Below are 22,848 nucleotides of genomic sequence, written 5' to 3'. Positions count from 1 at the left end.
CTTTCCCCCGCCCACTACCTAGAGTTGTGGCATAGGCGCGACACTCCCTCCCGGGAACGCGTAGCTCGGCTAATGCGTGACGTGACCGGCTACGCCTCGATCCCGTCCGCGCACGTCGTTCGTACTCGCGAGGCCCAAGTACTAGTTCGGGGTTGGGCCGGAGGTGAGAGTGCCGGGCTCACGTCGAGCGATCTTGTCGGCCGCGGGGCGGCGCATGCTTTCGGACGGCCGGAGGGCAGATTTCGTTTCGTCGAGAGCACGGCCTCGCGCGACGGTTCAGTACCCGAAGGCTCGCCGGTCGAGCCTCCACCCGGGTGGAGCGAACTGCAGGCTCACCCGGGGTGGGAGTGGTTTCAGCTCGCGGGCATCAAGGCGCTCCTTGAAGTCGAGTGGGGACTGGATCGCACACCCGAGCACCGCTACGGGTCGGTGGAACTGAGGCGTGAGCTGGCAGTACGTGAGTGGCTTCGTGCCCATCCCCTCCAGGCCGCAGAGCTAAAGGACATCATCCTTGCTGAGGAGTACGCGTCCCTGCGCGAGTATGTCGAGGACGCCTGCATCGAAGCCGGCGTGCCACCACCCGTTCACCTTCGGTACGGCAACTGGGGTCCTCTCAGCGCGAAGGCGATGCGCGATCTGGTAGATGCCGTTCCTTCTGCTAACACTTGGTCAACCCTCCGCTTCCTGAAGCACAGGGACGCCAACCTCCCCTGGGAGCAGCACGACTGGACGGATCTGTGGGCGCTGTCCGTTGCGATCCCCTACTGCGATGTGGTGGTCACAGAACGACGTTGGGCACACCTCGCCACTATCGGAGGCCTCAGCCGACGCTATGGAACCACCGTGTCGTCGGGATGGCGGGCCATCGAGAACGAACTGGCACGTGTAGTCGATGTCTGAGTCGAGCCGCATCTGCCAGCAGACACATCCTCAAGCCACAACCGAGGCGCATCTCGATGGGGGCGGCGCTCAGCCTCAGGCGAGGAACCGGACCACTCGCCAGACGAGTCGGCTGTAGTACCCGTGGTCATGCTGTTGATGTGGCCGGGGTCTAGGGCGTGTCTCGTTACCCTGCAGGGGCTTCTCGGGCAGGGTGAGGTCCCGTGAGTCGGATGCCGGTGTTGACCGATGAGGACTGGGCTCGGTTGGCGCCGTTGATGCCCCGAGCCGGTGCCAGGGGTGGCCGGCCGTGGGCGGATCACCGGCTGGTGGTGGAGGGCATCGTGTGGCGCTACCGCACGGGGAGCCCGTGGCGGGACCTGCCCGCCGAGTTCGGGGCGTGGCAGACCGTGTGGGCCCGGCACCGAGCGTGGAGCGAGGACGGCACCTGGGACAAGATCCACGCCATGCTGATGGCCCAGGCGGACGCGGCCGGGCGGATCGACTGGTCGGTGAACGTGGACTCCACGATCAACCGGGCGCACCAGCACGGCACCAACCTGCCCCGGGACACAGGGGGCGCCACCGAACTACAACAATCTGCGACTGGAACCGTCTGACCACGGCATCGGGCGTTCCCGGGGCGGGTTGACCAGCAAGATCCACCACCTCGTCGACGGCCGCGGTGCCCCGATGGTCGTGGTCGTGTCAGCCGGCCAGTCCGGTGACTCGCCGATGCTGCCGGTCCTGCTGGACCACCTGTCGGTGCCCCGGATCGGACCGGGTCGGCCCCGCACCACCCCGGACCGGTTGCGGGGCGACAAGGCCTACTCCGCCCGCGGGCACCGCTCGCTGCTGCGCTCGCGAGGGATCACCACCACCATCCCTGAACCGGCCGACCAGATCGCGAACCGGAAACGCCGCGGCAGCAGCGGAGGCAGACCTCCCGCCTTCGACCCGGTCGACTACAAGAACCGCAACCACGTCGAACGCTCGTTCAACCACGGCAAGCAATGGCGCGGGTTCGCCACCCGCTACGACAAACTCGGCATCGTCTACCGCGGGGCCGCGGTCCTGAACGCGATCATCAGATGGCTCCAACGGTTACGAGACACGCCCTAGTGGGGGCCAATAGTGGGGCTAACAAGCCATGGTGCTCGGCTTCGCCGGGCGCCTCCCCACAGGCGAATACTGTTGCACTGTTTACCCGTTGGTCCTCGTTCCACGAACGGCGGTAAAGGTCCTGCTGCACGGCCGAGAAGCGGGCGAAGTGCTGGCCGAGCTTGTCGAACTGGTTGAGCCACCAGCGGTAGGTCGAGCCGTCACCGACCTTCCGCTTGCCGGGGATCGCCTTGCCCCACGACGTGAGCTCGGTCGTGCACTCGATGAGGATCATCCGCGGCCGGTGCTGGTCGGCGTAGTGCAGAACGCAGTTGGCGGTGGCCCGGTCACGTTCGGAGCGCGTCACCGCCGCTTCATAGTCGGGGTCCTCCAAACTGAACAGGTCGGCCTGCTGTTCGTAGGCGCGCTTGCTGTTGGCCTGGGAGTGGTTGACGCAGGAGACACCGGCGACGAGCAGGTCCGCGGCGGGAGGGTCGCGTGCTGAGTGGTAGTCCGCCGAGGTGGGGTCGACCAGGTCCGCGATCCAGTGTTCGGCGTAGGGGTGGTTGGCCTTGTGGACCTCGACCTTGTAGCGGTTGTGATTGGCGGCCATGATCGTGGTGAACCCGGCTCGGCGGACCCCTTCGGTGAGCCCCCCGAACCCGGCGAACAGATCGACCGCGACCAGGTCGTCGTGGCGGAAACGACGCCGCTTGACGGCGGGCCGGTGCTGGGCGGTTTTCATCCTTGAGTCCCTTCCAAACCACAGGCTTCGTGGTCCCAAGCGGAATCGCCGCACAGGGCCCCGTACGCGGTCAGGCAAGCCGGGCATAGGCCGGCGACGCTGGGGCGCCCACAGGCCCCACAGGGGCCCGCCGGACGGGAGCCGCGCCGGCGCCGCCGCCGCTCGAGGTCCAGGTCAATCACTCTCATCGACGGACTCCATCCCAGCAGACAAGGATCACCCCGACCCAGATCCACGTGCGCATCAGGAGGCCTCCTTCTCGCCGGCCGTGGTGAGGATCGCGACCAGGTCCTGATGACGTGTGGAGTCGGGTTCGAGACGGAGACCGGTCACCAGCGCAGTGCTGATAGCGGAGCAGTTCGTCAGGGTGGGATGCAGAGCAGTCCGGTAGACCTCAGCAAGTCGGGCTGCAGCGGGCAGTGGGGCGACGTCGACAACCTCGGTGAGCGCACGCAGCAGTTCACGGTCAGCTGGACGGGTCAGGTCCAGGTAGCCCTCCGCATGCCGGCGGGCGACGTCGGCCAGTGTCACGTGCATCCAGCAGGGCAACTGTGCGTGGCACGGGTGGTTCAGCTCGAAGTCGTGGTTCCCGGCCACGAGGAACCTCTTAGCCACCAAGTTGTAGTCGACCCGGTCGGCGCGTTGGCCAGGGAAGGCGGTCACGGCGACCTCGAAGTCCTGGCAAGAGGTGAATCCGATGACCCAGCCGCGGGAGCGCTGGTAGGTCAACGAGTCGGGGTCGATTCCGTCCAGACGACTGACCAGGTCAGCCAGCGTCAGGATTGCGGGGGTGGGGTTCGTGGTCATCGGGCGTCCTTTCGTTCACCGAGAACAGGTGGACGCCTGTGACATCGAGGAGATCTTCGGATGGTTCGGGGAACGTGCTGGACAGATGGTGGTCGACCAGCTGCTCGAGCTCGGCGGACGTGCCCGCGGTCAGGACGACGACGGCGTCGGTGAGTGGATCGGTCACCTCGGCGATGTGGCGTGTATTCACGGTTGCTTGCTCCCTTCGGGCCATGAGCCCTCCATGATTTTGTTGTAGGCACGGACCGCTGTGTCTATTGCGGCGTGCATCACCTTGGGGTCGCCCTTGGACCAGCCGGCGATGTAGCCAGGGGTGAAGGATGCGGCGTCCGTCGCGGTCATACCGCGCGATCGATTGACCAGGTAGGCGGTCATTTCGGCCTCGGTTTCCATGCGGCCTCGGTGCTGGCGGTACTCGTTGAGATTGTCGACGTGTCCGCAGTGGACGTGAGCGAGTTCGTGGGCGAGAGTCGATGCCTTCTCCGTGGAGGTCTGGCGGGCGTCAACGACGATCCGCTTGGTGGCCGGCTCGGTGTACCCGTAGGTACCCGTCCCCGCAGCACGGTTGAAGCCGGGGATCTCGGTCTCTTCGTAGGAGTAACCGGCTGTTCCGACGCGGTCGCGAAGCCCCTCGAGGGTGCCTGGAGCCACGGTGCCGGTCTGGTGACCGGCTGGCGAGGGCGGGAGGGGGTCGCCGTGAGTATCGGAGATGTCGAAGACGGGGATGCTCTTGAACCCGACAACGCGGTGGCGCTCCACCTCGGTGCCGTCGTCGGCCTCGTCGACGACCTTCCGTGTGATCGGCGCGAGGATCCAGACCGCCTTGGCGCCCTTGCTGACCTTGCGGCCCTGGGCCTCCCACTGCCTGAACCCCATCATGTGGAGGTTGCCCAGGTCCTTGCCGCGCTGCAGCATCTGCATGGCCGCCAGCAGCCGGTTGTTGGGGCTCCAGCGCTGCAGCCCGTTGGAGGCCATCGCGTTGAGCCACCTGGTCAGCTGTCCCGACTCCATGATCGACTTCACCGACTGCTCGAGGTCAGCGACCATCGCGTGGACCCGGGCGTCCCCCTTCAAGTCGCCGTACGCGGCAGCCGGGAGTCCCGCAGGCGTCGGGCACCTGTGATCGTTGCCTTGGTACTGGCCGCAGTTGGAGCACCGGTCCTGTGCCGCCGCATCGTCGACGTCCTCGCCGGCCGCGAGCTCGTGGGAATCCCCGGTCGCGGAGGGGTGCGGGTCTCGGTGCAGGGTGTCGAGCGCCTGCTTGGCTTCTGCACGTTCCCGGAGTGCCGCTTGAAGGCTCTGCTCGTGGGCACCGTGCCGCTGGCGCAACGCCGCCACCCCCACGGCCACCCGTGCGGCGTTGTAGCGGGCCTCCGCAGCCTTGAGGGAATCCTCTGGCGAGGCAGGCGCAATGTGCGACCCTGCGGTCCGGTTCGGGGCACCAGAAGTGTGGACGGCCGCCGGCGACTCGATCGAGCCGCCGGCAGTCAACGCTGCCGGCTCGGCCGGTTCGAGCACCGCGGTTCCTGAACGCCGGCGTCGATAGTGGCCGGCAACCTGGACGCCCGAGGACGTCGTGTAGTCGTTGACCCAGATGTCGTGCTCGCTCACGGTTCGACCCGGTCTATCCGTGCAAGGGCGGTCATGTGAGGGCTCGGAGGCTGCAAGGCTGGGGAGGCCCAGATCATTCGTGTTCTCATGGCCAGACAAGGTGCTTCGAGGGCACCTGTCCGTGACCGCCCAGGACAGAGCAGGTTCAGGGCCTCCAGGCCGCGCCGAGTTGCACATCGAGCCAGGGACGGCAATCCGGCCAGATGAGGACATGGTCAGCGACGCCACCCCACAGGGCGGGGTCCAGGTGGGGATCCGGCAAGATCGCGAAGACGTTCGGGCGAGCGGCCAGTTGGCCGGCAGCCAGCAGGCCGCTGACCGCGGGGAGTGCTTCTTCGGTGACCAGCACGGCTGCCGCGCTGGCCCAGGTCTCCGGTTCGATGCTGTGGGTCTTGGACCAGTTGACGGCCAGGGGTTCGGACCGCCAGGTCTCGGCGATCGCGAGGGTTTGGGAGGTGCGGGAGCGTGTCCAGATCCATGGAGCTTCGGCGTAGCCGGGAACGCGCACTGCGGCCGCCCATGCCGTCTTGGTGAGGAGTGTGTGGGCGACCGATGTTTCCCAGTAGGGGGCCCGGCTGCAGGTGTGGATCGCGGCGTGGCACGCCTTGATGACTTCGACAGGGATCAAGGGCCCCGGCACCGGACGATAGGTGTACTCCGCCGGCGAGCCAAGGCACTGGACGATCGTGTTCATCTGACGGATGAGGGTCCCTGCTCGAGTACCGTCCAGCGAGGTCAGGGAGCCAGGCATGGAGAGGGCCGCGGCCGGAGGGCCGACCAAGACCTTCCACTCGAGCGCGGCGGTGACGATCAGGTCGAGGTGGTCGTCGGGGATGAAGTTCATGGGGGGTGTCCGTCCTATGGTTCTTGCCCACGACGCTAGGGACGGAACCCCCCACAGCGAGTGCGACTGTCACCCCCCAACTCAGCTGGCGAGGGCACCGTCACTCTGAGCCACCTGTCCGTGGCGATGATTCCGGGGCCACTCGGTGGGGCGCCTCTTGCCATCGATCAACGCCGTACCCGCGGCCAAGCCGGTGTAGCGGTCGGTCTCAGCCCAGTTGGCACACACAGTCAGCACAGGGCACCCGGCACACAGCTCCACGGCCGGTGCTGCAGCAACGCGGGCCGTCCACTTCGTGGTAGCGGATGCGTGGTCACGTTCAGCCACCCCCCACAGCTGGCGATCCTCACGGCACGCGCCGTTCCACGCCAAATGCACGGCCAGCTCCTGGGCGCGGGCCTCTCGTTCGCCGTAGGTGACCTTGCTCACTGGATCGATTCCCGCCGGCGAGCGATGGACTGCACGCTGAGCGCAGTGAGGACGCCGAGCAGCACGACCAAACCGGCCGCAATGCTGAGGCGAGCAAGATCAAGCCCAGCTCCGCCCATCGCGGGGATCGACACCATCGGTGAGGCGCTCTCCGGGACCAGGATGTGGTGCTCGACCAGCCAGTCAGATCCCTGGGCCCACAGCTGGCCGGCGCCGACCGCGAGGGCGGGGAAGGCGAAGAAGCCGCAGATGATGAACCAGAAGGTGTCGTCGTTCTCAATGTCCTTGATGGAACCGGTGGTCATCGTCGGGTCCCTCCTTTCGTCACTCAGAACAGGTGTCCGGGCGTGACCGCTGCACGAGATCGGCCAGCAGGTTGGTTTCGTAGCGGTCTGCACAGCGGTCACACAGCGCAGAGGGAGCAGGGCGGCCGCAGTCGTCGCACACGTCGAGCAGGCGGCTGGTGTCAGGCATGGGGTGGTTGTCCCTTCATGAGGTGTGTCAGGCGCATGCGAGGTCGGCGGTGATCTGCGTGCGGACCTTGCGTCGGATCCCGGGTGGCAGGTGCAGTTCGGCACCGCGGCGGGTGGCGATGGCGAGCCGGTTGGCGGCCTCGTTCAGGGGGTGACCGTTGTGGCCACGGACCCACTCATAGGTGACGGTGCGTCCAGCCGATGCGGCTTCGATCCGAGCGAGCAGTGATGCGTAGCGGCGAGCCTTAGGGTCGACCTTGCCGCTGGTCAGCAACGTGACCGCGGTGAGTGAGTCGGACTGGATATGGAGTGCGCCGTGGTAGGTCTCCACGGCCAGCAGGATGGCTCGCAGTTCACAGAGGGTGACGTCGTGGCGGCGGCTGAGGCGTAGTTCCCTGGTCCTGCCGTCCTGGCTGATGCAAGCGATCGCGGCTGAGCCGGTGCGCAAACCGACCGATGCGTCGGTGGCCACGACGAGAACCCGCTCGCGGGTTGTGGCGGGTTGCTGGTCACGCCAGGCGTCGGCGAGCTGGTGGGTCTCGCTCAGGTAGTTCGGCCCTGTCTTGGCTCCGATGATGATCTGGGGGTCGGCGAAGCCGCATGCGGCGAGGTTCTGGGCCAGCGAGGTGGGGACGACGACGGTGAGGGGTTCGGATAGGCCATGTGCCTCCTCAACGAGTCCGCAGAAGGCGTCCAGGACGGCGATCAAGCGCGCGGTGGTGGAGACCATGGAGCGGGCTAGCACCAGGCTGGTCATTCTGGACGAGGTGCACAACATCCGCTCCAACAGACAGGCGGGCATGGAGGCCGCAACGACCATGAAGATGTTCACCGACGAGATCGACGCGACCTTCGTCATCGCGGGCATCGACCTCGACCGGGCCGAACTCTTCCAGGGTGAGATGGGGCTCCAACTCGATGGACGTAGGCGCTCCCACGACATGCTCGGCTATGCCCGACCCAAGCCCAATGACGAGTCTGATCCGTGGCTGCTCTTCCTCGACTCGTGGGAGCACGACCTGCCCCTGCTGAAGCAGAAGCCGGGGGGTCTGCGCGAAGAGGGTTCGTACATCTGGGACCGGACCTCGGGCGCGGTCGGGAGCGTGCGTGCACTGCTCGCGGGTGCTGCCCGGGCTGCGATCTCCTCGGGGACGGAGAACATCGACCGGGATGTGCTGGATGGCATCAAGATCGACGCCCACGCGGAGGCTGAGCGCGTGACGAGGGCGCGGAGTACAGCCTCGGCCAAGGGGTCCGTCGCACGGGGGAAGAGGGCAATGTGAGGCTGGAGCCTCTCCCTTTCCGAACACGCCTAGGCCACGGTAAGGTCGTCACCTCCTGGGCACCCCGTCACGCCATGAACAACGGCACCAGCGTCAAGGACATCGACGCCATCCTTCGGCGTCAAGGAGCCGTGACCAGCCGCTCGCCCCGAGACCCCGAGCGGGCAAAGGCGTGGCGTGCTCTGGGCGGACTGCACGAGCGCGCCTTCACCGAGCCCCAGGTCGTCGCCGGGAACTGGGTCATCAGCCGACCTCTCTGTGACAGGTGCATGCCCCATCTCGAAGACGGCACGGGCCGAGTGTGGGATCGGGGTTGGGTCTGCCTGAAGCACAAGCGCTGGACCCAGGACGACGAGCAAACTGATCTCGCCAACTTCGGGGAGGCGCTCGTGGCCGAGCGGCACTGGCGCGGGCGGCTCACGCCCCGAGGAGTAGTCGTGGACTCCCCACTGCTGCTCCTCGCTGAAGAGTGCGCGACGGTCGGCATCTCCAAGGCCGTCCTGGAGGAGCGGGCCTCACGGGTTGGTCGCCCCTCCCCTGGCCTGCTGGTCTACCCGGAGACCGTCAAGATCGCCCGGTTGCTGTCGCGGACCTCGTTCCTCGACGCGATCCTCCGTGAGTCTCCGGCCCGCTGGAAGCGGGCCATGGTCGAGCGGGAGGTGCGGTCGATCCTTCCCGACGCTGAGGATGCCGAGAACTGGCGTGCCCTCGCCCGGGTCTGGGACACGGTGCTGGCCCTCCAGGACGTTGTGCGAGACGCCCGATGGCTCGGCGGGGTGCCCGAGGATCGGTGGAACGTGCTGCGGTACTGGTCAGGCTTTGCGCAGTTTCAGCGCATTGAGGTCGTCCAGGCTCACCCGCTGGTGTCGGTAGCGACGACGCAACGCACCCACCATCTCGGGATCGTCATGGAGCACCACGCTCCACTGGGTCTCGCCATCGTTGATCGTCTCGATGGCCTCGGCCACCCACACGCCGAACACGAAGCCACCCGGGATCACGCCGCGCCCTGATCTTCCATCCGCGACCAGCAGCAACGGCAGCGGTCCACCTTCCCTCAGAACCTTGGCCACCGTCTTGGGGGCGGTGCTCCCCTCGATCTCGGCGAGGCTCTCTTCGAAGAGTGTCTGCTCGTCCAGGACTGGCAACTGGGCAATGGGAGTTGGCCCGGTGTGTGTCCTGAGGATGGCCCCTTCCTCGGGCAGTGGCACGACCTCTGCCGCCTCCACAGTCTGTACGAGTTGAGCAGGCCAGCGGACGCTCTTCAGTCGCTCGTTCAGCGGCGCAGGGTGCAAGCAGGCGCAAAGCGTGCCGACCGTGCGTGCGAGGTGGCCCGAGTCAGCGTTCGACCAGCCTTGCTCCGGCACGACCTCTACGATCACGCGCACCCCTTCGTGGTTGAGGTGTGCCAGTCGCTCACGAGCCGGGGTCTCGCCCTCGGGGAGGGACTCAGGCTCATTCGCCTCGCGGAGGTCCACGGGTTGCGGAAGTTCGTGCCGCAGCCCCACGTAGAAGATCGTCCCCAAGGCGTGGTTGCTCGGCCCCGTGGTCGGGTCGATCAGTAGGTAGATGCGCCACGGGACGGCTTCTCGGGTGACGGGCATGGGATGGGTGGCCGGCCTTCCGGTCTCGTCGGTCTCTCTGTCCCACAGTCTAGGGCGGCTCACCACTCCCCTGGGCTGGCTATAGCCGACCGAGACACGCCCAAGCGTGAAACGAATCCCGAGACACAGATGAACCACACGTTCCAGACCATCGACCTAGGCCAAGAACTATGTAGCACCTTCATCAAACGAGAGAAATGCCTTCGACCGAGAGAGGTCATGGCTATGAGCGGAGCAAACTTCTTCTCATCGACTTGGAGGTGGACAAATGGCTCGCAGCCGTTCTGCATTCGTGAACAAGGTGAAGCGCACCGTCGCCATGGAGCCGGACATCTACGACCGGCTCGCCGAGATGGCAGGTGCCCAGCGACGCTCGATCTCCTCGCAGATCGAGACCCTCATCGAAGACGGGGTGAACCGCTGGGAGAAGCAGCATCGACGTGAGGAAGCAGCGAGGGCGAAGGCCCAGTAACAAGGACGAAGCGCCCCATTCGTTTCGCGGCGAGGGGCGCTTCGTGGAAGTCCGTAAGGAGGACATTCATGACGATAGCACCTGGACCCGACCAGGCGAACAAGTCGAGCGCTGGCGTGTCGGGCTCCCCAACTCGCGGCAAGCAGCCGCAGGGGCGGTGGAAGCACCGTGAGGACGGCTGGCGGGCCTACGAGGAGACCGCCACGCTGCCTGCCCCACGCGCAGACCGTGCCATGGGGCTGGTGGACGCCTTGAAGGTGCAGGCGTTGATCTCGCATCACGCTTGTCAGGCGCAACTGACTGCTCGCCAGTACCGCGTCCTGATGGCGGTGATGGGTCACCTGCTGCGTTGGCAGCGGCTGGAGGCCCAGTCGGCGGCAGCCCTGCTCTCCCGCTTCAGCGGCGTACCCCAGTCAACAATCGGGCTCGTCCTGAAGGAGTTGCACGAACTTGGCTTCATCGAGTACCGGCCCGGCGTTGGCAAGGCCAAGAACAGGGTGCGGGTGATCGTGCCAGAGGGCTGGGAGGCCGCACAGGGAGGGTGGGTCTCTGCGTCTACGGGCTCCGCAGACTCTACGGAATCCGAAGGCTCTAGGGACTCCGAAGAGTCTGAGTCATCGAAGTCCGACGAGTCAGCATCTACGGAATCGGAGGAGTCTGAGTCATCGGACTCCGCAGACGGTTCGGGGGGTTCTTTCGGGAGAACTTCTACGGGAAGCAAGGGCGGGGGCGAAGCAGTGGCGCTCCCGGCCAGAGACGCGACCTCAACCCCCTCCCCAGGAGGCCCCGAGGTGGCCCAGTCTGTTCTCGCTGCCTACTGCGAGGCGATGACGGAAGCCGGGACTCCTGTGGTCAAGTCTGAGGCTCTCCTGCCGGGCATTCGGTCAGCCCTCCGAGCGGGCTACTCCCCGCGCTCGGTCCTCATCGGGTTGGGCATGTGGGACTCCGAGGGCTTTCGCAGTCCCCGGCAGATCGAGGAGTGGGTACAGAAGGCCGCGAGGCAGGGACCAGAGCCCTCGTACCCGATGAGCGTCCCTGATCTGCTGGCCGAGGGTCACACCCGCTACAGGGCTCATCTCGCCCGCAAGGCCCTTGCCACCCCGTCCAAGGCTGAGGTCCGCCGCCAGCGCTCGCTGGCTGCCCTCAGTGACTTCATCCAATGAGCACGCCGACCGAGCGGAACCCGGTCCCTCGGCCCAGCCTGGCGGGTTGGACTCACCTGGCCCAATACGATCAGAAGACCGACTGCAAGGAAGTTGAAGCGTGACCAAGCCCGACCCGAACTTCATCTGGTCCATCGCGGACCTCCTCCGTGGCCCGTACCGGCCCAAGGAGTACGGCACGGTGATCCTCCCGTTCACGGTGCTCGCCCGACTGGACTCCGTCCTGGCTCCGACCAAGGCAGCGGTGCTCGATGCGGCGGCGAAGTACGAGAACAGCCCGGCGCTGGTGCGACAGGAGATGTTGCGGCGGGCCTCGGGCCAGACGTTCTACAACACCTCAACGTTCAGCCTGAAGAACCTGGGCGACCCGGCGAACCTCGCGGCCAACCTCCAGGCCATGATTGAGGGCTTCGACCCGGACGTGTTCGAGGTCTTCGAGCGCTTCGACATGCCCAAGATCATCCGCGACCTGGACGACCGAGATCGGCTGCCTGAGATCGTCAAACGCTTCGCCGCCCTCGACGTGCACCCCGACCGGGTGAGCAACGCCGAGATGGGCGATGTGTTCGAGGAACTGATCCGGCGCTTCATGGAGGCGTCCAAGGACGTGGCGGGTGACTACTTCACCCCCCGCGAGGTGGTCCGCCTCATGGTGAGCCTGCTCTTCGCCCCGGACGAGGACGACCTGTCCGACCCGCACGCCATCCGTCAGGTCTACGACCCCACCTGCGGGACCGGAGGGATGCTCTCGGAGGCCCACGAGTGGCTCCAGAATCACGGCAGCGGCGCGACCCTGAACCTGTTCGGGCAGGAGTTCAATGCCCTTTCCTACGCCATGGCCAAGGCCGATCTGATCATCAAGCGGCAGGATGCCCAGAACATCTTCTTCGGGGACACCCTGCTGAAGGACGGCCACGAGGGGCGCACGTTCACCTACTGCCTGTCCAACCCTCCGTTCGGGCAGGAGTGGAAGGTGCAGGAGAAGTCGGTCAGGGCCGAGCGGGAGCGAGACGGCGACGACGGACGATTCGCTGCGGGGCTTCCCAGCGTGGGCGACGGCGCAATGCTGTTTCTTCAGCACCTGGTCTCCAAGATGCGCCCCGCCTCCCAAGGCGGCGCGCGTGGAGCCATCGTCCTCAACGGCTCGGCCCTGTTCACCGGGGCGGCTGGCTCGGGGCCCTCGGAGATCAGGCGCTGGCTTCTGGAGAACGACCTGGTGGACGCGATCGTGGGCCTGCCGACCGACATGTTCTACAACACCGGCATCGCGACCTACATCTGGGTGCTGGACAACAACAAGCCCGAGGAGCGCCAGGGCAAGGTCCAGTTGATCGACGCCACCGCGCAGTGGGTGAAGATGCGCAAGTCCATCGGTGCCAAGCGACGGATGCTCTCCCCCGCCAACATCTCGACCATCGTGGGGCTCTACGGCGAGTTCACCGACGCTGACCCCGAGGTCTCGAAGGTCTTCAACACCGCCGACTTCGGCTACCGCACCATCACCGTCGAACAGCCGCTGCGCGTGGTCTTCTCCGTTGACGCTGACAAGATTGAGCAGGTCATGGAGGCCAAGGCGGTTGCTGCCCTCGATAAGGACCACCGCCACGACCTAAGGAAGGCGCTGGACACGCTGGAGAAGCATCGGACATGGAAGAGCCAAGCGGACTTCGAGAAGGTGCTCGGCCCAGCGCTTGGTGCGCATGATGTGGCGCTGAAGCCAGCCGTCCGCAAGGCGGTCGTCGCCGCGTTCGCGGAGTCCTCCCCCGAGGGAGAGATCGTCAAGACGCCGCGCGGCAAGATCGAGGCCGACTCGGGGTTGCGCGACACCGAGAACGTCGCGCTCACCGAGGATGTGGACGCCTATGTGGAGCGTGAGGTGCTCCCCTGGGCTCCCGACGCCTGGGTGGACGAGTCCAAGACCAAGATCGGCTACGAGATTCCCTTCACCCGAGCGTTCTACAAGTACATCCCACCGCGACCGCTCTCAGAGATCGACGCCGACGTACAGGCAGCCATCGCTCGCGTGCAGGCCCTTTTCGCGGAGGTGAAGGCGTGAGGGCTGATGTGCAGTTGCGAAGGTTGGTTCGTGTCAATCCGCTCACCCCTGAGTTCGCACGGGCGACTGGTGAGGTGACCTTCGTGCCTTTGGAGTGCGTTTGGCCACGAGGGCAAGCCGATTTTACCCGCCGCGCTGAGGTCGAAAGCGTGGCAAACGGTTACACCCGTTTTCGGAAGGGCGACGTGTTGTTACCCAAGGTGACTCCGACCTTCCAGGCTGGTCGGGCGACCGTTGCCACCATCGACACGTCACTAGGTGCTGCCAGCACTGAGGTGCACATCTTGCGCGAGACCGCGAGATCGAGTGCTCGCTACATGGCCTATCTGGGGCAGAGCCGACGATTCATCTCTGAGGGAGAGACGGTCGTTGAAGGGGTGGGCAACCTTCTACGCGTTCCCACGGACTGGGTGAAGGCATTCCGGGTCCCTTTGCTGTCCCGTCAGGGACAGGAGGCCATCGCTGACTTCCTCGATCGTGAGACTGCGCAGATCGACGCCATGATCGAAGCGAATGAGGCAATGATCGCGTCGTTGGAAGAACGTCGGACAGCAGCCCTCGCTGCCGTCCTGCTACCGCAGGTCGCCAAACCAGCCGACGGCAGCGACAGATGGTTTGGGTCTGTCGAGTGGGATGCCCCAAAGTTGAGGAGGCATGCCAAGATCACAAACGGCTCCACGCCCCGGAGGGAGCGTGAAGACTACTGGGGAGGCGACTTCCCTTGGCTGAATAGTTCGGTGGTGAACCAAGACACTGTGACTGTTGCTGACCAGTTCGTTACTCAGATCGCGCTAACAGAATGCCATCTCCCCAAGGTGCCGGTCGGCTCCGTCCTCATCGGTTTGACCGGACAGGGGAAAACGCGCGGCAAGGCAACCGAAGTGCGTCTTCACGCGACGATCAATCAGCATGTTGCCGCGATCATTCCAGACAACACCTACTGGGACTCGCGCTTCCTGACGTTATTGCTGCGAACGGCCTATGACGAGTTGCGCAGGATCAGCGACGCGAATGGAGCCACCAAGGGAGCCCTCACCTGTGAGGCCCTCGCCGCCTTCCGAGTGCCAATGCCGCCCACGCCAGTCCAGCGCTCCCTGGCCGCCCAGGCAGACGCAGCGACCGCGCACACGGATGCACTCGTTGCGGCTGCAATGGATGTATCGCATCTACTCCGCGAGCGGCGCGACGCACTCATCACCGCTGCTGTGACCGGCAGGATTAACCCTGAGACCGGCGTCGAGCGGAGCGACCCGACGACCGAGAAGGAGGCGTCGTGACCGAGGCGCACAAGGAACTGGCGATGGAAAACGAGGCCGTCGCGCTCCTCCACTCGAAGGGTTGGCTCTACGAGGAGGGCAGCAACACCCGCTACGACAAGAAGCGTGCCCTGTTCCCCGAGGACGTGTTCGCCTGGCTGGAGGCCACGCAGAGTGACGAACTGGCGAAGTTCATCAAGCCGGGCATGGACTCCACACAGGAGATGAAGGCCCGCGACGGCATCCTCGATGCACTCGCCACGGCGCTCAACCAGCCCGTGGAGAGCGGCGGGGGCACGCTCAACATCCTGCGCAAGGGGTTCCGGCGCATCGGGTCTCGCTTCCTGATGGCTCAACCCAAGCCCACTGAGACGCTGAATCCGAAGACGGTCGAGGACTACCAGCACAACCGGCTGCGCGTGGTGCGGCAGGTGCACTACTCCGTGACGGATGCAAAGAAGTCCATCGACCTGGTGCTCTTCCTCAACGGCCTGCCGGTGGCGACCATCGAGTTGAAGACCGAGTTCACCCAGTCGGTCACCGGGGGGCAGGTGCAGTACAAGAATGACCGCAACCCCGGCGCGGACGGCAAGGAGACGCTGCTGGCGTGGGGCAAGCGGACGTTGGTGCACTTCGTGGTCACCGACAACGAGGTCTCGATGACGACGAAGTTGGACGGGCAGAAGACGACGTTCTTGCCGTTCAACAGGGGCGATGACGGCGGCAAGGGCAATCCCCTGAACCCGAAGGGTGCCCGCACCGAATACTTCTGGGCCGACATCCTCGACAAGGACATGTTCCTGACGATCCTGACCAAGTACCTGGTCACGCGGAAGGAGGAGAAGCCCAACCCGGTCACGGGCAAGCAGGAGACCTCCGTCTCGCTGCGCTTCCCCCGGTTCCACCAACTCTCTGCCGTGGAGAAGATCGTCGGCCACGTCAAGGATCACGGTGTCGGGGACCGCTACCTGATCGAGCATTCGGCTGGCTCCGGCAAGACCGACACCATCGTGTGGACCTCGTTCCGGCTCGCAGCCCTGCACGATGCAGACAACAAGAAGGTCTTCGACTCGGTGATCGTCGTGACCGACCGGAACGTGCTCGACAAGCAAATGACCGATGCCATGCGTCAGTTGGACCCGCGAGGCACCCAAGTCGTCTCCATTGACGGCGCAGGCGCGTCCAAATCGAAGGAACTGGCCGAGGCGCTGGCCATGCGTACCCCGATCATCGTCGTGACGATCCAAACCGCTCCCTTTGCCCTCCAGTACCTGCGCCAGCAGGCCGAGTCGAAGGGTGGTCACTACGCGGTCATCGCGGACGAGGCACACTCCTCCCAGACCGGCATGGCTGCGTCGAAGTTGAAGGCTGTCCTGAGTCCCGAGGAGCAGGAGTCGTTGGCTGACGGCGGCGAGGTGGACACCGAGGCCGTCCTGGCCGCAGAACTGGGCCAGCGGGCAGAGACCCCGAACGTCACCTATCTGGCGTTCACGGCGACGCCGAAGTCGAAGACACTCGAACTGTTCGGGACCCCCAACCGCGATGTGCTGGACGACGAGGGCAACCCCAAGCCAGAGCCCTTCCACCGCTACACGATGCGCCAAGCCATCGAGGAGGGCTTCATCCTCGACGTGCTCCAGAACTTCACCGAGTACAAGGTCGCCTACGAACTCGCCCTGAAGACCAAGGACGACGATATCAAGTCGGTCGACAAGGAGGCCGCGCGCAAGGCTGCGGTCAAGTGGGTGCAACTCCACGAGCACAACATCAGCCAGAAGGTGGCACTGATCGTGGAGCACTTCCGAGACAATGTGGCGCACATGCTCGGTGGCGCGGCCAAGGCGATGATCGTCACGTCCTCGCGCAAGGCCGCCCTTCGCTACTACAACGCTGTCGAGCGTTATGTCGGCAAGCGTGGCTACACCGACGTGCACGCCCTGGTCGCCTTCTCGGGCAAGGTCACCGTCAGCAACGATGACCACGACATCGCACCCGATGACCTCCTGGGGGTCGGTGAGTACACCGAGGCCAGCGTCAACAGCGGAACCAAGGGCAAGAGCCTCGCGGACGCCTTCCACGGCCCGAACTATCAGGTGATGATCGTCGCCAACAAGTACCAGGTCGGCTTCGACCAGCCGCTGCTGTGCGCGATGTACGTCGACAAGCGCCTCGACGGAGTGATGGCCGTGCAGACCCTCTCCCGACTGAACCGCACGTGGGCGGGCAAGGACCAGGTGTACGTGCTCGACTTCGTGAACTCCGGTGAGGACATCCTCGCGGCGTTTCTGCCGTACTACGAGGGAGCCGAACTCACCGAGACCACGGACCCCGACCTCGTGAACCGGATCGCAGCCAAGTTGGACGCCGTGGGCCTGGCTCGCGTCTATTACGAGGAGGAGATGGCTGAGGCTAGCGACGCCCTGACCAAGGGCCTGCACGGCATGCTCGCTGGGGCCATCGACCCGGGGGCAAAGCGCTTCGTTGCCGCCCTGCGTCAAGCACGCGAGGACGAGGACGACGAGGAAGTCCAGCGATTGGAGGGCTTCCGCTCCGACCTGTCCAACTACGTCAAGGCGTACGACTTCCTGTCCCAGATCGTCCCCTACGGCGTCGAGATGGAGCAGCGGGCGATCTACTACCGGCTCCTGGGCAAGCGTCTGAGTGATGAGCAGTCGGGCGTGAAGGTGCGCGTGGCCGACATCGCCCTTTCACGCTTCAAGATCGACAACAAGGGTGCTCAGACTCTCGACCTCGCCAAGTGCGAGGCAACGCCACTGACGCCTCTGGTCGAGATGGGCACGGCTCAGGCGAGAGAGCGGGACCAAGCGCAGTGGGACGAGATCATCGACGCCATCAACAGCCTCTTCGCGGACAGCGGACTCACCGCCGATGACGCAGTGCAGCAACTCGAACTCACCCTGCGCAAGACCAAGGAGAACACCAATCTGGTAGCGAAGGCCAAGGCCAACTCGGACCAGGACTTCAACTCCGACCCCGGCGTCGTCGCAGCCTTTCTTACCACCGTGATCGACATGGCGCAGAACAACGCAGACTTCACCACCGCGCTGCTGAAGGACCAGAACCACCACTCACTATCAGTCCTGCTAGAGATGCTCGGCTACCGGAAGTACCTCGCCACAGTGGACTACGCCTTCCCAAGCGAGACGATCTCGGTAGAGGTCGATCAGCACGCCAGCCACGAACAGGTGAAGGCCGGGGAAGCCCGAGCATGAACTGGGCGGTCTGATGACCGAGCCTGACGACGCGCCAGCCGACGACGAGCGCGAAGAGCACGCCGCTTCCGAAGAGCCAGTCCGTGACGGGTCCGGTTGGCCAGAACCCGGAAGCGATGCGGCCTCATCCCAAGTCCTTGGACGGGGCAGGAACTATGCGGCAAGTTTCATGCCCTCGTTCGACTTCCGAGGGATCATACCCAACCTCGACTTCTCTGGAGTCCTGGCGCCACACCTGGAAAGTCTCCAGCGGGTAGTGGCCACCAACTTCACGGCCGTGCTCGCTCCCGCCTCCCAGAACCTCCAGCGGGGCTTGGCCGCGTCCGGCGTATTCGACAGCGTCCAGGCGTTCACCGTGGGGACGGGCGCTCAGTACGAGGCGCTCCTCGCGGGCCTTCGGATCAACCTGAAGCCGCTTATCGATCCTGGCCTCTTCGACGGTCTGAACAGGCGACTTCCACCGAATTTGCGTTCAGCGAGCGACAAGATCACCATGATGGAGGTCCACGACTTCGTAAAGTCAGAAGGTATCCCGCTGTACCTCGTACCTCGTGCCTCCATCGGGGCCAGGCTCGTGCGTGCGTCCACCCGCGCGGCTAGACGGCAGGTGCTGAGCGACCGGTTCGACGCCATCGTCCAGGACTGCACCACCGTCATCGACCGTTGCGATGACCCTATGGTCGCGACGGCGGTTCACTTCGTCCGCGATGGTCTGGGCGCAGTAGGTGGGGGCCACTTCGCTTCTGCCCAAGCGATCTTCACCCTAGTCCTCGACACCATGATCATGGAGTTCTACCCAGACCAGGAGCAGCGCCGAAAGATCACCAATCGCCGGCCCGGCAGCAAGGAAGTGCCAGAGATCATTGAGGGGATGGGGTTGCGCGAGGCGTACGTTTGGCTCCCCATCTGGAATGCGCACGAGCAGTTCTGGAAGGACAAGGGAGACGCGGTTCCCTACACGTTCTCCCGGCATGCCAGCGTGCATGGCGCTTCAAAGAGGCAGTACAGCAAACGCAACTGCGTCCAAGTGCTGATGCTCGTCACGAGCCTGATCGGCTATGCGGACCGACTCGGCAGGAACTACCGCGCCAAGGAACTATGCGCCTGAGTTGGTGAGGGTCACTCATCAGCGACGAGTTGTCTCGCACTCAGCGGCTCCACGCCGTTAGGCCGGTCACTCATCAGAACGTTGCCCTGATGGCTGATTTTGCCCTCCAGAGCGACGGTCGTTCACCGCTTCATCCAGTCCAGAGCATCATCGAAGCGCTGATCGATAGTCATCCGGACACTCACGTGTGTGCTGCGTGACTTCCGGAAGGTGTCGATGGTGACGGCGCCTCCCTGCTCGGGGTCGCGGGCGGCAGCCACGATAGGTCCGGTGAGAATCTCGACGCTGGCTTCCGAGGTGGCCTCACGGAGCACCTTTCGACGGCCTCAACACGGGGTGCGGCAGCAGCCGGGATGGACACCCCGCCGAGGTTCTCGGGCTGCGGCCCTGCCATGGGAGCCCACTGGAACACCGCCCCGAACTCAGCCACAACCTCGTCAGAGAGGACGTGGTGCAGCGCCGTCGCGAGCTCGGCGCTGACCCCGGCGAAGATGAGGCTCAGGGCATCGCCCGGCCTGGGCTCGCGCTCAGGCACGACGACCACCTCGTGGACCTTCGTGAGCGCTTCTGCGAAGGTTCGCATGACTCGGCGCTCGACCGGCTCGGGTGGTGCGGTATCGACCAGCCCCTCATCAATCGGCACCGGCTCACTCACTGGCAGCAGGAGCGGGATGATGAACGACCCCCGCTTCGTGTGAGCCATCCGGGCCGTTCCTGCGATCTCGTCGGCGTCCTTGCTGTAGTTGCCCCTGATCTGCACCCGGACCTTCACCGACGTTGTTGCGCAGCACCGGAATATCCGCCACGCGCCCTGCATCGTCGCCGTTCCCGCTCCGTACGGGATGGTGTCTGTAATCACCAAGTCATTGGCGACGCGCAGGTTGGCCACATCGGTCGACATGAGCATGATGTCTGCGATGACCTCATCGACCGTGACTCGCTCCACCTCAGCTAGACGTGTCGTGATCGAGCGCCAGTCAAGGGAGCCCACCTGAACCTCATGGGGCACTGCGACAGACAGGTCGGTCGCCTCGTGGTCCCACAGCCGCCCCGCAGCGCCCGGATCACGGGGGGACTCCCATCCGTGGCTCGCGAGATAGAGCGACAGGTTGCGCTGAAGGTCCCTCATGCGCCATGAGTTTCTCAACATCTCGGAGTTCCATAGTGGCGTCGATGACCATGATCTCAGCATGACCATCTCCGCGGCCGGGGCCACGTCTTGCCTGCTGGCCGTGCCAGGATCGGTCCATGCTGCTCGTGGTGTTCGGCCCGCCGGCCGTGGGGAAGATGACGGTTGGCCGCGCGCTGGCCGAGTCTGGTCGCTTCCGGCTGTTCCACAACCACATGACGATCGAGCCCCTGCTCGAGACCTTCGGGTTCGGGACGCCGCCGTTCAACACGCTCAACAGCGAGTTCCGGCGGCGGGTCCTGGAGGAGGCGGCCGTGCACGGGATTGATCTCGTGTTCACGGTCGTCTGGGCCCTCGACAGCGAGGACGACCATGCCGTCATGGCGTCCTACGTCGAGATCTTTGACGGTGACGTCGCCTTCGTCGAACTCCGGGCGGACCTGGACACCCGTCTTGCCCGCAACCGAACCGAGGCTCGGCTGGCGCACAAGGCGTCCAAGCGCGATCTGGATTGGTCGGACGCGAACGTGCGCGACATGGAAGGCCAGTGGGCGATGACGTCAGCCGACGACACGCACGCCGCCGCCGACCTCCTCGCCCGCCATCGGCACCTCGTGCTCGAGACCACCGACCTGTCGGCCCACGACTGTGCCGCCCGGGTGCTCGCCTGGCTCGACCAGGTGACCTGACAGCGCTGCCTCTCGCCCTCGTCCCACCGGCCTGTGCAGCCCGTCGCCGAGAGACATCTCCCAGCCCGGGACGTGTCTGCGCTCCCCGAGCCAACACCGGGGTGGTCAGGAAAGACGCCGCTGTCAGAGCCGATTAGAGTGGCTCCCATGACCCGATTGAGCATGTGGCATGCCCAAGACACGATCGAAGGCCGCAAGATCAGTCGGGCCAAGGGCGTCCTCATCGCGCTGATCGCTGTGACGTCGCTGCTCCCGCTGGTGTTCGTCTCCCCCGACGACGCTCCCCTGCTGGTCAACGTCTACAAGTACTTGGCCAAGACGGGCGCGTTCGTCGGCAGCATGCTGCTCATCTGGCAGTTCATCCTGGGCTTCCGCGGGGCCCTGTCGTCGTTCTTCCCCGATCTCACGTGGATCGTCGAACTTCACAAGACACTCGGGCAGTGGGGCGTCCCGATCATCCTGCTCCACCCCATCTTCATCGGCCTCTACTACCTCGGGACGCGCGGGCAGAACATCTACGCCCTGGACCTGGGTGACAGCTTCTCCCAGCTCGTGCTGCTCGGCATGGTCACGCTGGCCGTCATCGCGTTCGTCGTCGTGACGAGCGTGTGGTTCCGCGGCCGCCTGGGCTTCTACCCGTGGCTCTACACCCACATGTCGGCCTACGTCGTGCCGCCGTTCCTGTTCATCCACAGCTTCCTGCTCGGCCCGACGATCCAGGGCACCTTCCTGCAGTACTACTGGTGGTTCTTCACCGGCATCATCGCGGCCCTGTTCGTCCACCGCATCCTGCACAAGCTGGGCCTGTTCAGCGCGCGCTACCGCGTGGCCACCACCCGGACGGTGGCCGACTCCACCACCGAGATCACGATGGACGCCGTGCACCGCCGCATCGTGCCCGCGCCGGGGCAGTTCATCTACCTGCGCCACAACCTGGCGGAGAACTCGCACCCCTACACCGTCTCAACCTACGACGAGGAGCGGAAGCGCCTCGGCATCACCGCCAAGCAGGAGGGCGACCAGACGGCCGCACTCCAGAAGGCCCAGGAGGGTGACCTCTTTATCATTGACGGCCCGTACGGCGTGTTCACGCGCCCGGCGCGGGAGGCCGATCTCCCCCTCGTCGTGATCGCCGGCGGCATCGGCATCACGCCGTTTCGCCGCCTCTGGCAGGACGCCGAGCGGCGGCAGAACCGCGAGGTGCACGTCTTCTACGCCAACGAGACGTTCGACGAGATCTCCTACCGCGACGAGCTGGACGCCCTCGAGCACGTCCAGGTCGTCCACGTGTTGAACGACGAGCCGGACTTCGACGGCGAGACCGGTCTGGTGGACGTCGACGTGCTGGAGCGGAACCTGCCCCGGGACATCACGGACTACCAGTATCTGCTCTGCGGTCCCCCGCCGATGATCACCTCGCTGGAGGAGGAACTGCTCGAGGCCGGCGTCCCCGACGACCAGGTGAGCCACGAGCTGTTCGCCACCTGATCGGCACGCAGCAGGATCAGGGCGCAGCAGGATCAGCGCGCAGCGGGATCGAGCCCAGCATGCAGCAGGGCCCCGGCACGCGCTTCCCGGGGCCCTGCTGGTGTCTGGTGTCTGGCGAAATCGACAGGCGAGACCGGTCAGACCTCGTCCTGGCGCACCTCGCGCTCGACGACCTGGTTGTTGGCCTGCCCGCCCGCGACGCCGCCGGTGCCCTGCACGTCGGTGCGCTCGCTCGTGACGCGCGTGCGGGGGCGGTTCACGAGGAGACCGACCACCAGCCAGATCGCCGCAGCGACCATGAGGATGAGACCGATCATGGCCGTGTCGACGCCCTCGATCCTGTCGGACAGGGCGAAGTACAAGATGGCACCGATCACGGCCAGGGTGATCGGGCCGCCGATGTTCGCGACGCGCATGGTTCTTGCCTTTCGGGCTGGAGGTCCCGGCGACCTCCGGTCGCTTCACTGTAACGGGTGGT

22 protein-coding genes are annotated in these 22,848 nt (G+C 65.3%); 12 read left to right on the top strand and 10 right to left on the bottom strand.

Annotated features, from left to right (window positions below):
- Positions 1–81: 81 nt before the first annotated feature.
- Both PCC79_RS08095 and PCC79_RS08090 read left to right on the top strand, forming a co-directional pair.
- Entirely contained in the window at positions 82–900 is an 819-nt protein-coding gene (locus tag PCC79_RS08095) for a hypothetical protein (RefSeq protein ID WP_342373511.1), read from the top strand.
- 203 nt (positions 901–1,103) lie between these two features.
- Positions 1,104–2,001, top strand: a protein-coding gene (locus PCC79_RS08090; RefSeq protein WP_375539363.1) for an IS5 family transposase whose coding sequence is annotated in 2 segments (ribosomal slippage) — positions 1,104–1,450 and positions 1,449–2,001 — 900 coding nt in all. Because the reading frame shifts where the segments join, the coding sequence is not laid out codon by codon here.
- Here PCC79_RS08090 and PCC79_RS08085 read toward each other — a convergent pair.
- The 8 genes from PCC79_RS08085 to PCC79_RS08050 form a co-directional block, all read right to left on the bottom strand.
- Positions 1,967–2,725: a DNA cytosine methyltransferase gene (locus PCC79_RS08085; protein WP_342373510.1), complete on the bottom strand. Its 759-nt coding sequence runs from the start codon at positions 2,723–2,725 to the stop codon at positions 1,967–1,969. The two genes, PCC79_RS08090 and PCC79_RS08085, sit on opposite strands and share 35 nt — an antisense overlap.
- Positions 2,726–2,968: 243 nt before the next feature.
- A complete protein-coding gene (locus tag PCC79_RS08080) occupies positions 2,969–3,532 on the bottom strand; it encodes a hypothetical protein (protein ID WP_342373509.1) in 564 nt (187 codons plus the stop codon).
- Entirely contained in the window at positions 3,492–3,722 is a 231-nt protein-coding gene (locus PCC79_RS08075) for a hypothetical protein (RefSeq protein ID WP_342373508.1), read from the bottom strand. Before PCC79_RS08075 ends, PCC79_RS08080 begins: the two co-directional genes overlap by 41 nt.
- The gene (locus PCC79_RS08070) at positions 3,719–5,143 is read right to left on the bottom strand and encodes an ImmA/IrrE family metallo-endopeptidase (RefSeq protein ID WP_342373507.1); all 1,425 of its coding nucleotides are present in this window, start codon (positions 5,141–5,143) and stop codon (positions 3,719–3,721) included. Before PCC79_RS08070 ends, PCC79_RS08075 begins: the two co-directional genes overlap by 4 nt.
- 145 nt (positions 5,144–5,288) lie before the next feature.
- Complete coding sequence (locus PCC79_RS08065; RefSeq protein ID WP_342373506.1) at positions 5,289–5,987, bottom strand: hypothetical protein; 699 nt, start codon at positions 5,985–5,987, stop codon at positions 5,289–5,291.
- A 425-nt stretch (positions 5,988–6,412) separates the two neighbouring features.
- The gene (locus PCC79_RS08060) at positions 6,413–6,721 is read right to left on the bottom strand and encodes a hypothetical protein (RefSeq protein ID WP_342373505.1); all 309 of its coding nucleotides are present in this window, start codon (positions 6,719–6,721) and stop codon (positions 6,413–6,415) included.
- Between the two features lie 19 nt (positions 6,722–6,740).
- A complete protein-coding gene (locus PCC79_RS08055) occupies positions 6,741–6,890 on the bottom strand; it encodes a hypothetical protein (RefSeq protein WP_342373504.1) in 150 nt (49 codons plus the stop codon).
- Between the two features lie 27 nt (positions 6,891–6,917).
- Positions 6,918–7,598: an RNase H family protein gene (locus tag PCC79_RS08050; protein ID WP_342373503.1), complete on the bottom strand. Its 681-nt coding sequence runs from the start codon at positions 7,596–7,598 to the stop codon at positions 6,918–6,920.
- Between the two features lie 19 nt (positions 7,599–7,617).
- Between PCC79_RS08050 and PCC79_RS08045 the strand changes: the two genes are divergently transcribed.
- The 8 genes from PCC79_RS08045 to PCC79_RS08010 all read left to right on the top strand — a co-directional run bounded on the left by PCC79_RS08045 (position 7,618) and on the right by PCC79_RS08010 (position 19,064).
- Positions 7,618–8,172, top strand: a complete 555-nt coding sequence (locus tag PCC79_RS08045; RefSeq protein WP_342373606.1) for a hypothetical protein — start codon at positions 7,618–7,620, stop codon at positions 8,170–8,172.
- Between the two features lie 74 nt (positions 8,173–8,246).
- Positions 8,247–9,185, top strand: a complete 939-nt coding sequence (locus PCC79_RS08040) for a hypothetical protein (protein ID WP_342373502.1) — start codon at positions 8,247–8,249, stop codon at positions 9,183–9,185.
- An 883-nt stretch (positions 9,186–10,068) separates the two neighbouring features.
- Positions 10,069–10,248 carry a hypothetical protein gene (locus tag PCC79_RS08035; protein ID WP_342373501.1) on the top strand — a complete coding sequence of 60 codons (180 nt, stop codon included), beginning with the start codon at positions 10,069–10,071 and terminating at the stop codon, positions 10,246–10,248.
- Positions 10,249–10,490: 242 nt separating this feature from the next.
- The gene (locus tag PCC79_RS08030) at positions 10,491–11,411 is read left to right on the top strand and encodes a helix-turn-helix domain-containing protein (RefSeq protein ID WP_342373500.1); all 921 of its coding nucleotides are present in this window, start codon (positions 10,491–10,493) and stop codon (positions 11,409–11,411) included.
- Positions 11,412–11,511: 100 nt separating this feature from the next.
- Entirely contained in the window at positions 11,512–13,467 is a 1,956-nt protein-coding gene (locus tag PCC79_RS08025; RefSeq protein WP_342373499.1) for a class I SAM-dependent DNA methyltransferase, read from the top strand.
- Positions 13,464–14,744: a restriction endonuclease subunit S gene (locus PCC79_RS08020; protein ID WP_342373498.1), complete on the top strand. Its 1,281-nt coding sequence runs from the start codon at positions 13,464–13,466 to the stop codon at positions 14,742–14,744. Before PCC79_RS08025 ends, PCC79_RS08020 begins: the two co-directional genes overlap by 4 nt.
- Entirely contained in the window at positions 14,741–17,956 is a 3,216-nt protein-coding gene (locus tag PCC79_RS08015; RefSeq protein WP_342373497.1) for a type I restriction endonuclease subunit R, read from the top strand. The genes PCC79_RS08020 and PCC79_RS08015 overlap by 4 nt, the downstream gene beginning before the upstream one ends.
- A 13-nt stretch (positions 17,957–17,969) precedes the next feature.
- Positions 17,970–19,064 (top strand): hypothetical protein, encoded by a 1,095-nt coding sequence (locus PCC79_RS08010; RefSeq protein ID WP_342373496.1) that lies wholly within the window; start codon positions 17,970–17,972, stop codon positions 19,062–19,064.
- 181 nt (positions 19,065–19,245) lie between these two features.
- On the opposite strand, the gene PCC79_RS08005 is transcribed toward PCC79_RS08010, so the two are convergent.
- Entirely contained in the window at positions 19,246–20,193 is a 948-nt protein-coding gene (locus tag PCC79_RS08005) for a hypothetical protein (protein ID WP_342373495.1), read from the bottom strand.
- 119 nt (positions 20,194–20,312) lie between these two features.
- On the opposite strand from PCC79_RS08005, the gene PCC79_RS08000 reads away from it, so the two are divergent.
- The gene (locus tag PCC79_RS08000) at positions 20,313–20,882 is read left to right on the top strand and encodes an AAA family ATPase (protein WP_342373494.1); all 570 of its coding nucleotides are present in this window, start codon (positions 20,313–20,315) and stop codon (positions 20,880–20,882) included.
- A 147-nt stretch (positions 20,883–21,029) separates the two neighbouring features.
- Positions 21,030–22,370 (top strand): ferredoxin reductase family protein, encoded by a 1,341-nt coding sequence (locus PCC79_RS07995; protein WP_342373493.1) that lies wholly within the window; start codon positions 21,030–21,032, stop codon positions 22,368–22,370.
- A 137-nt stretch (positions 22,371–22,507) separates the two neighbouring features.
- On the opposite strand, the gene PCC79_RS07990 is transcribed toward PCC79_RS07995, so the two are convergent.
- Positions 22,508–22,786, bottom strand: a complete 279-nt coding sequence (locus tag PCC79_RS07990; RefSeq protein WP_342373492.1) for a DUF6458 family protein — start codon at positions 22,784–22,786, stop codon at positions 22,508–22,510.
- Between the last annotated feature and the right edge of the window lie 62 nt (positions 22,787–22,848).

The organism is Propioniciclava soli, assembly GCF_038502305.1.
Taxonomy (GTDB): Bacteria; Actinomycetota; Actinomycetes; order Propionibacteriales; family Propionibacteriaceae; genus Propioniciclava; species Propioniciclava soli.
Note: the sequence above shows the minus strand (reverse complement) of the source record. Positions and strands in the feature narration are given on the sequence as shown.

What these genes read in the sequence shown, in the direction of transcription:
- PCC79_RS08085 (WP_342373510.1), bottom strand. Translation starts at nt 2,725, where the DNA reads ATGAAAACCGCCCAGCACCGGCCCGCCGTCAAGCGGCGTCGTTTCCGC.
- PCC79_RS08080 (WP_342373509.1), bottom strand. Translation starts at nt 3,532, where the DNA reads ATGACCACGAACCCCACCCCCGCAATCCTGACGCTGGCTGACCTGGTC.
- PCC79_RS08065 (WP_342373506.1), bottom strand. Translation starts at nt 5,987, where the DNA reads ATGAACTTCATCCCCGACGACCACCTCGACCTGATCGTCACCGCCGCG.
- PCC79_RS08060 (WP_342373505.1), bottom strand. Translation starts at nt 6,721, where the DNA reads ATGACCACCGGTTCCATCAAGGACATTGAGAACGACGACACCTTCTGG.
- PCC79_RS08055 (WP_342373504.1), bottom strand. Translation starts at nt 6,890, where the DNA reads ATGCCTGACACCAGCCGCCTGCTCGACGTGTGCGACGACTGCGGCCGC.
- PCC79_RS08045 (WP_342373606.1), top strand. Translation starts at nt 7,618, where the DNA reads ATGGAGCGGGCTAGCACCAGGCTGGTCATTCTGGACGAGGTGCACAAC.
- PCC79_RS08040 (WP_342373502.1), top strand. Translation starts at nt 8,247, where the DNA reads ATGAACAACGGCACCAGCGTCAAGGACATCGACGCCATCCTTCGGCGT.
- PCC79_RS08010 (WP_342373496.1), top strand. Translation starts at nt 17,970, where the DNA reads ATGACCGAGCCTGACGACGCGCCAGCCGACGACGAGCGCGAAGAGCAC.
- PCC79_RS08005 (WP_342373495.1), bottom strand. Translation starts at nt 20,193, where the DNA reads ATGAGGGACCTTCAGCGCAACCTGTCGCTCTATCTCGCGAGCCACGGA.
- PCC79_RS08000 (WP_342373494.1), top strand. Translation starts at nt 20,313, where the DNA reads ATGCTGCTCGTGGTGTTCGGCCCGCCGGCCGTGGGGAAGATGACGGTT.
- PCC79_RS07995 (WP_342373493.1), top strand. Translation starts at nt 21,030, where the DNA reads ATGACCCGATTGAGCATGTGGCATGCCCAAGACACGATCGAAGGCCGC.
- PCC79_RS07990 (WP_342373492.1), bottom strand. Translation starts at nt 22,786, where the DNA reads ATGCGCGTCGCGAACATCGGCGGCCCGATCACCCTGGCCGTGATCGGT.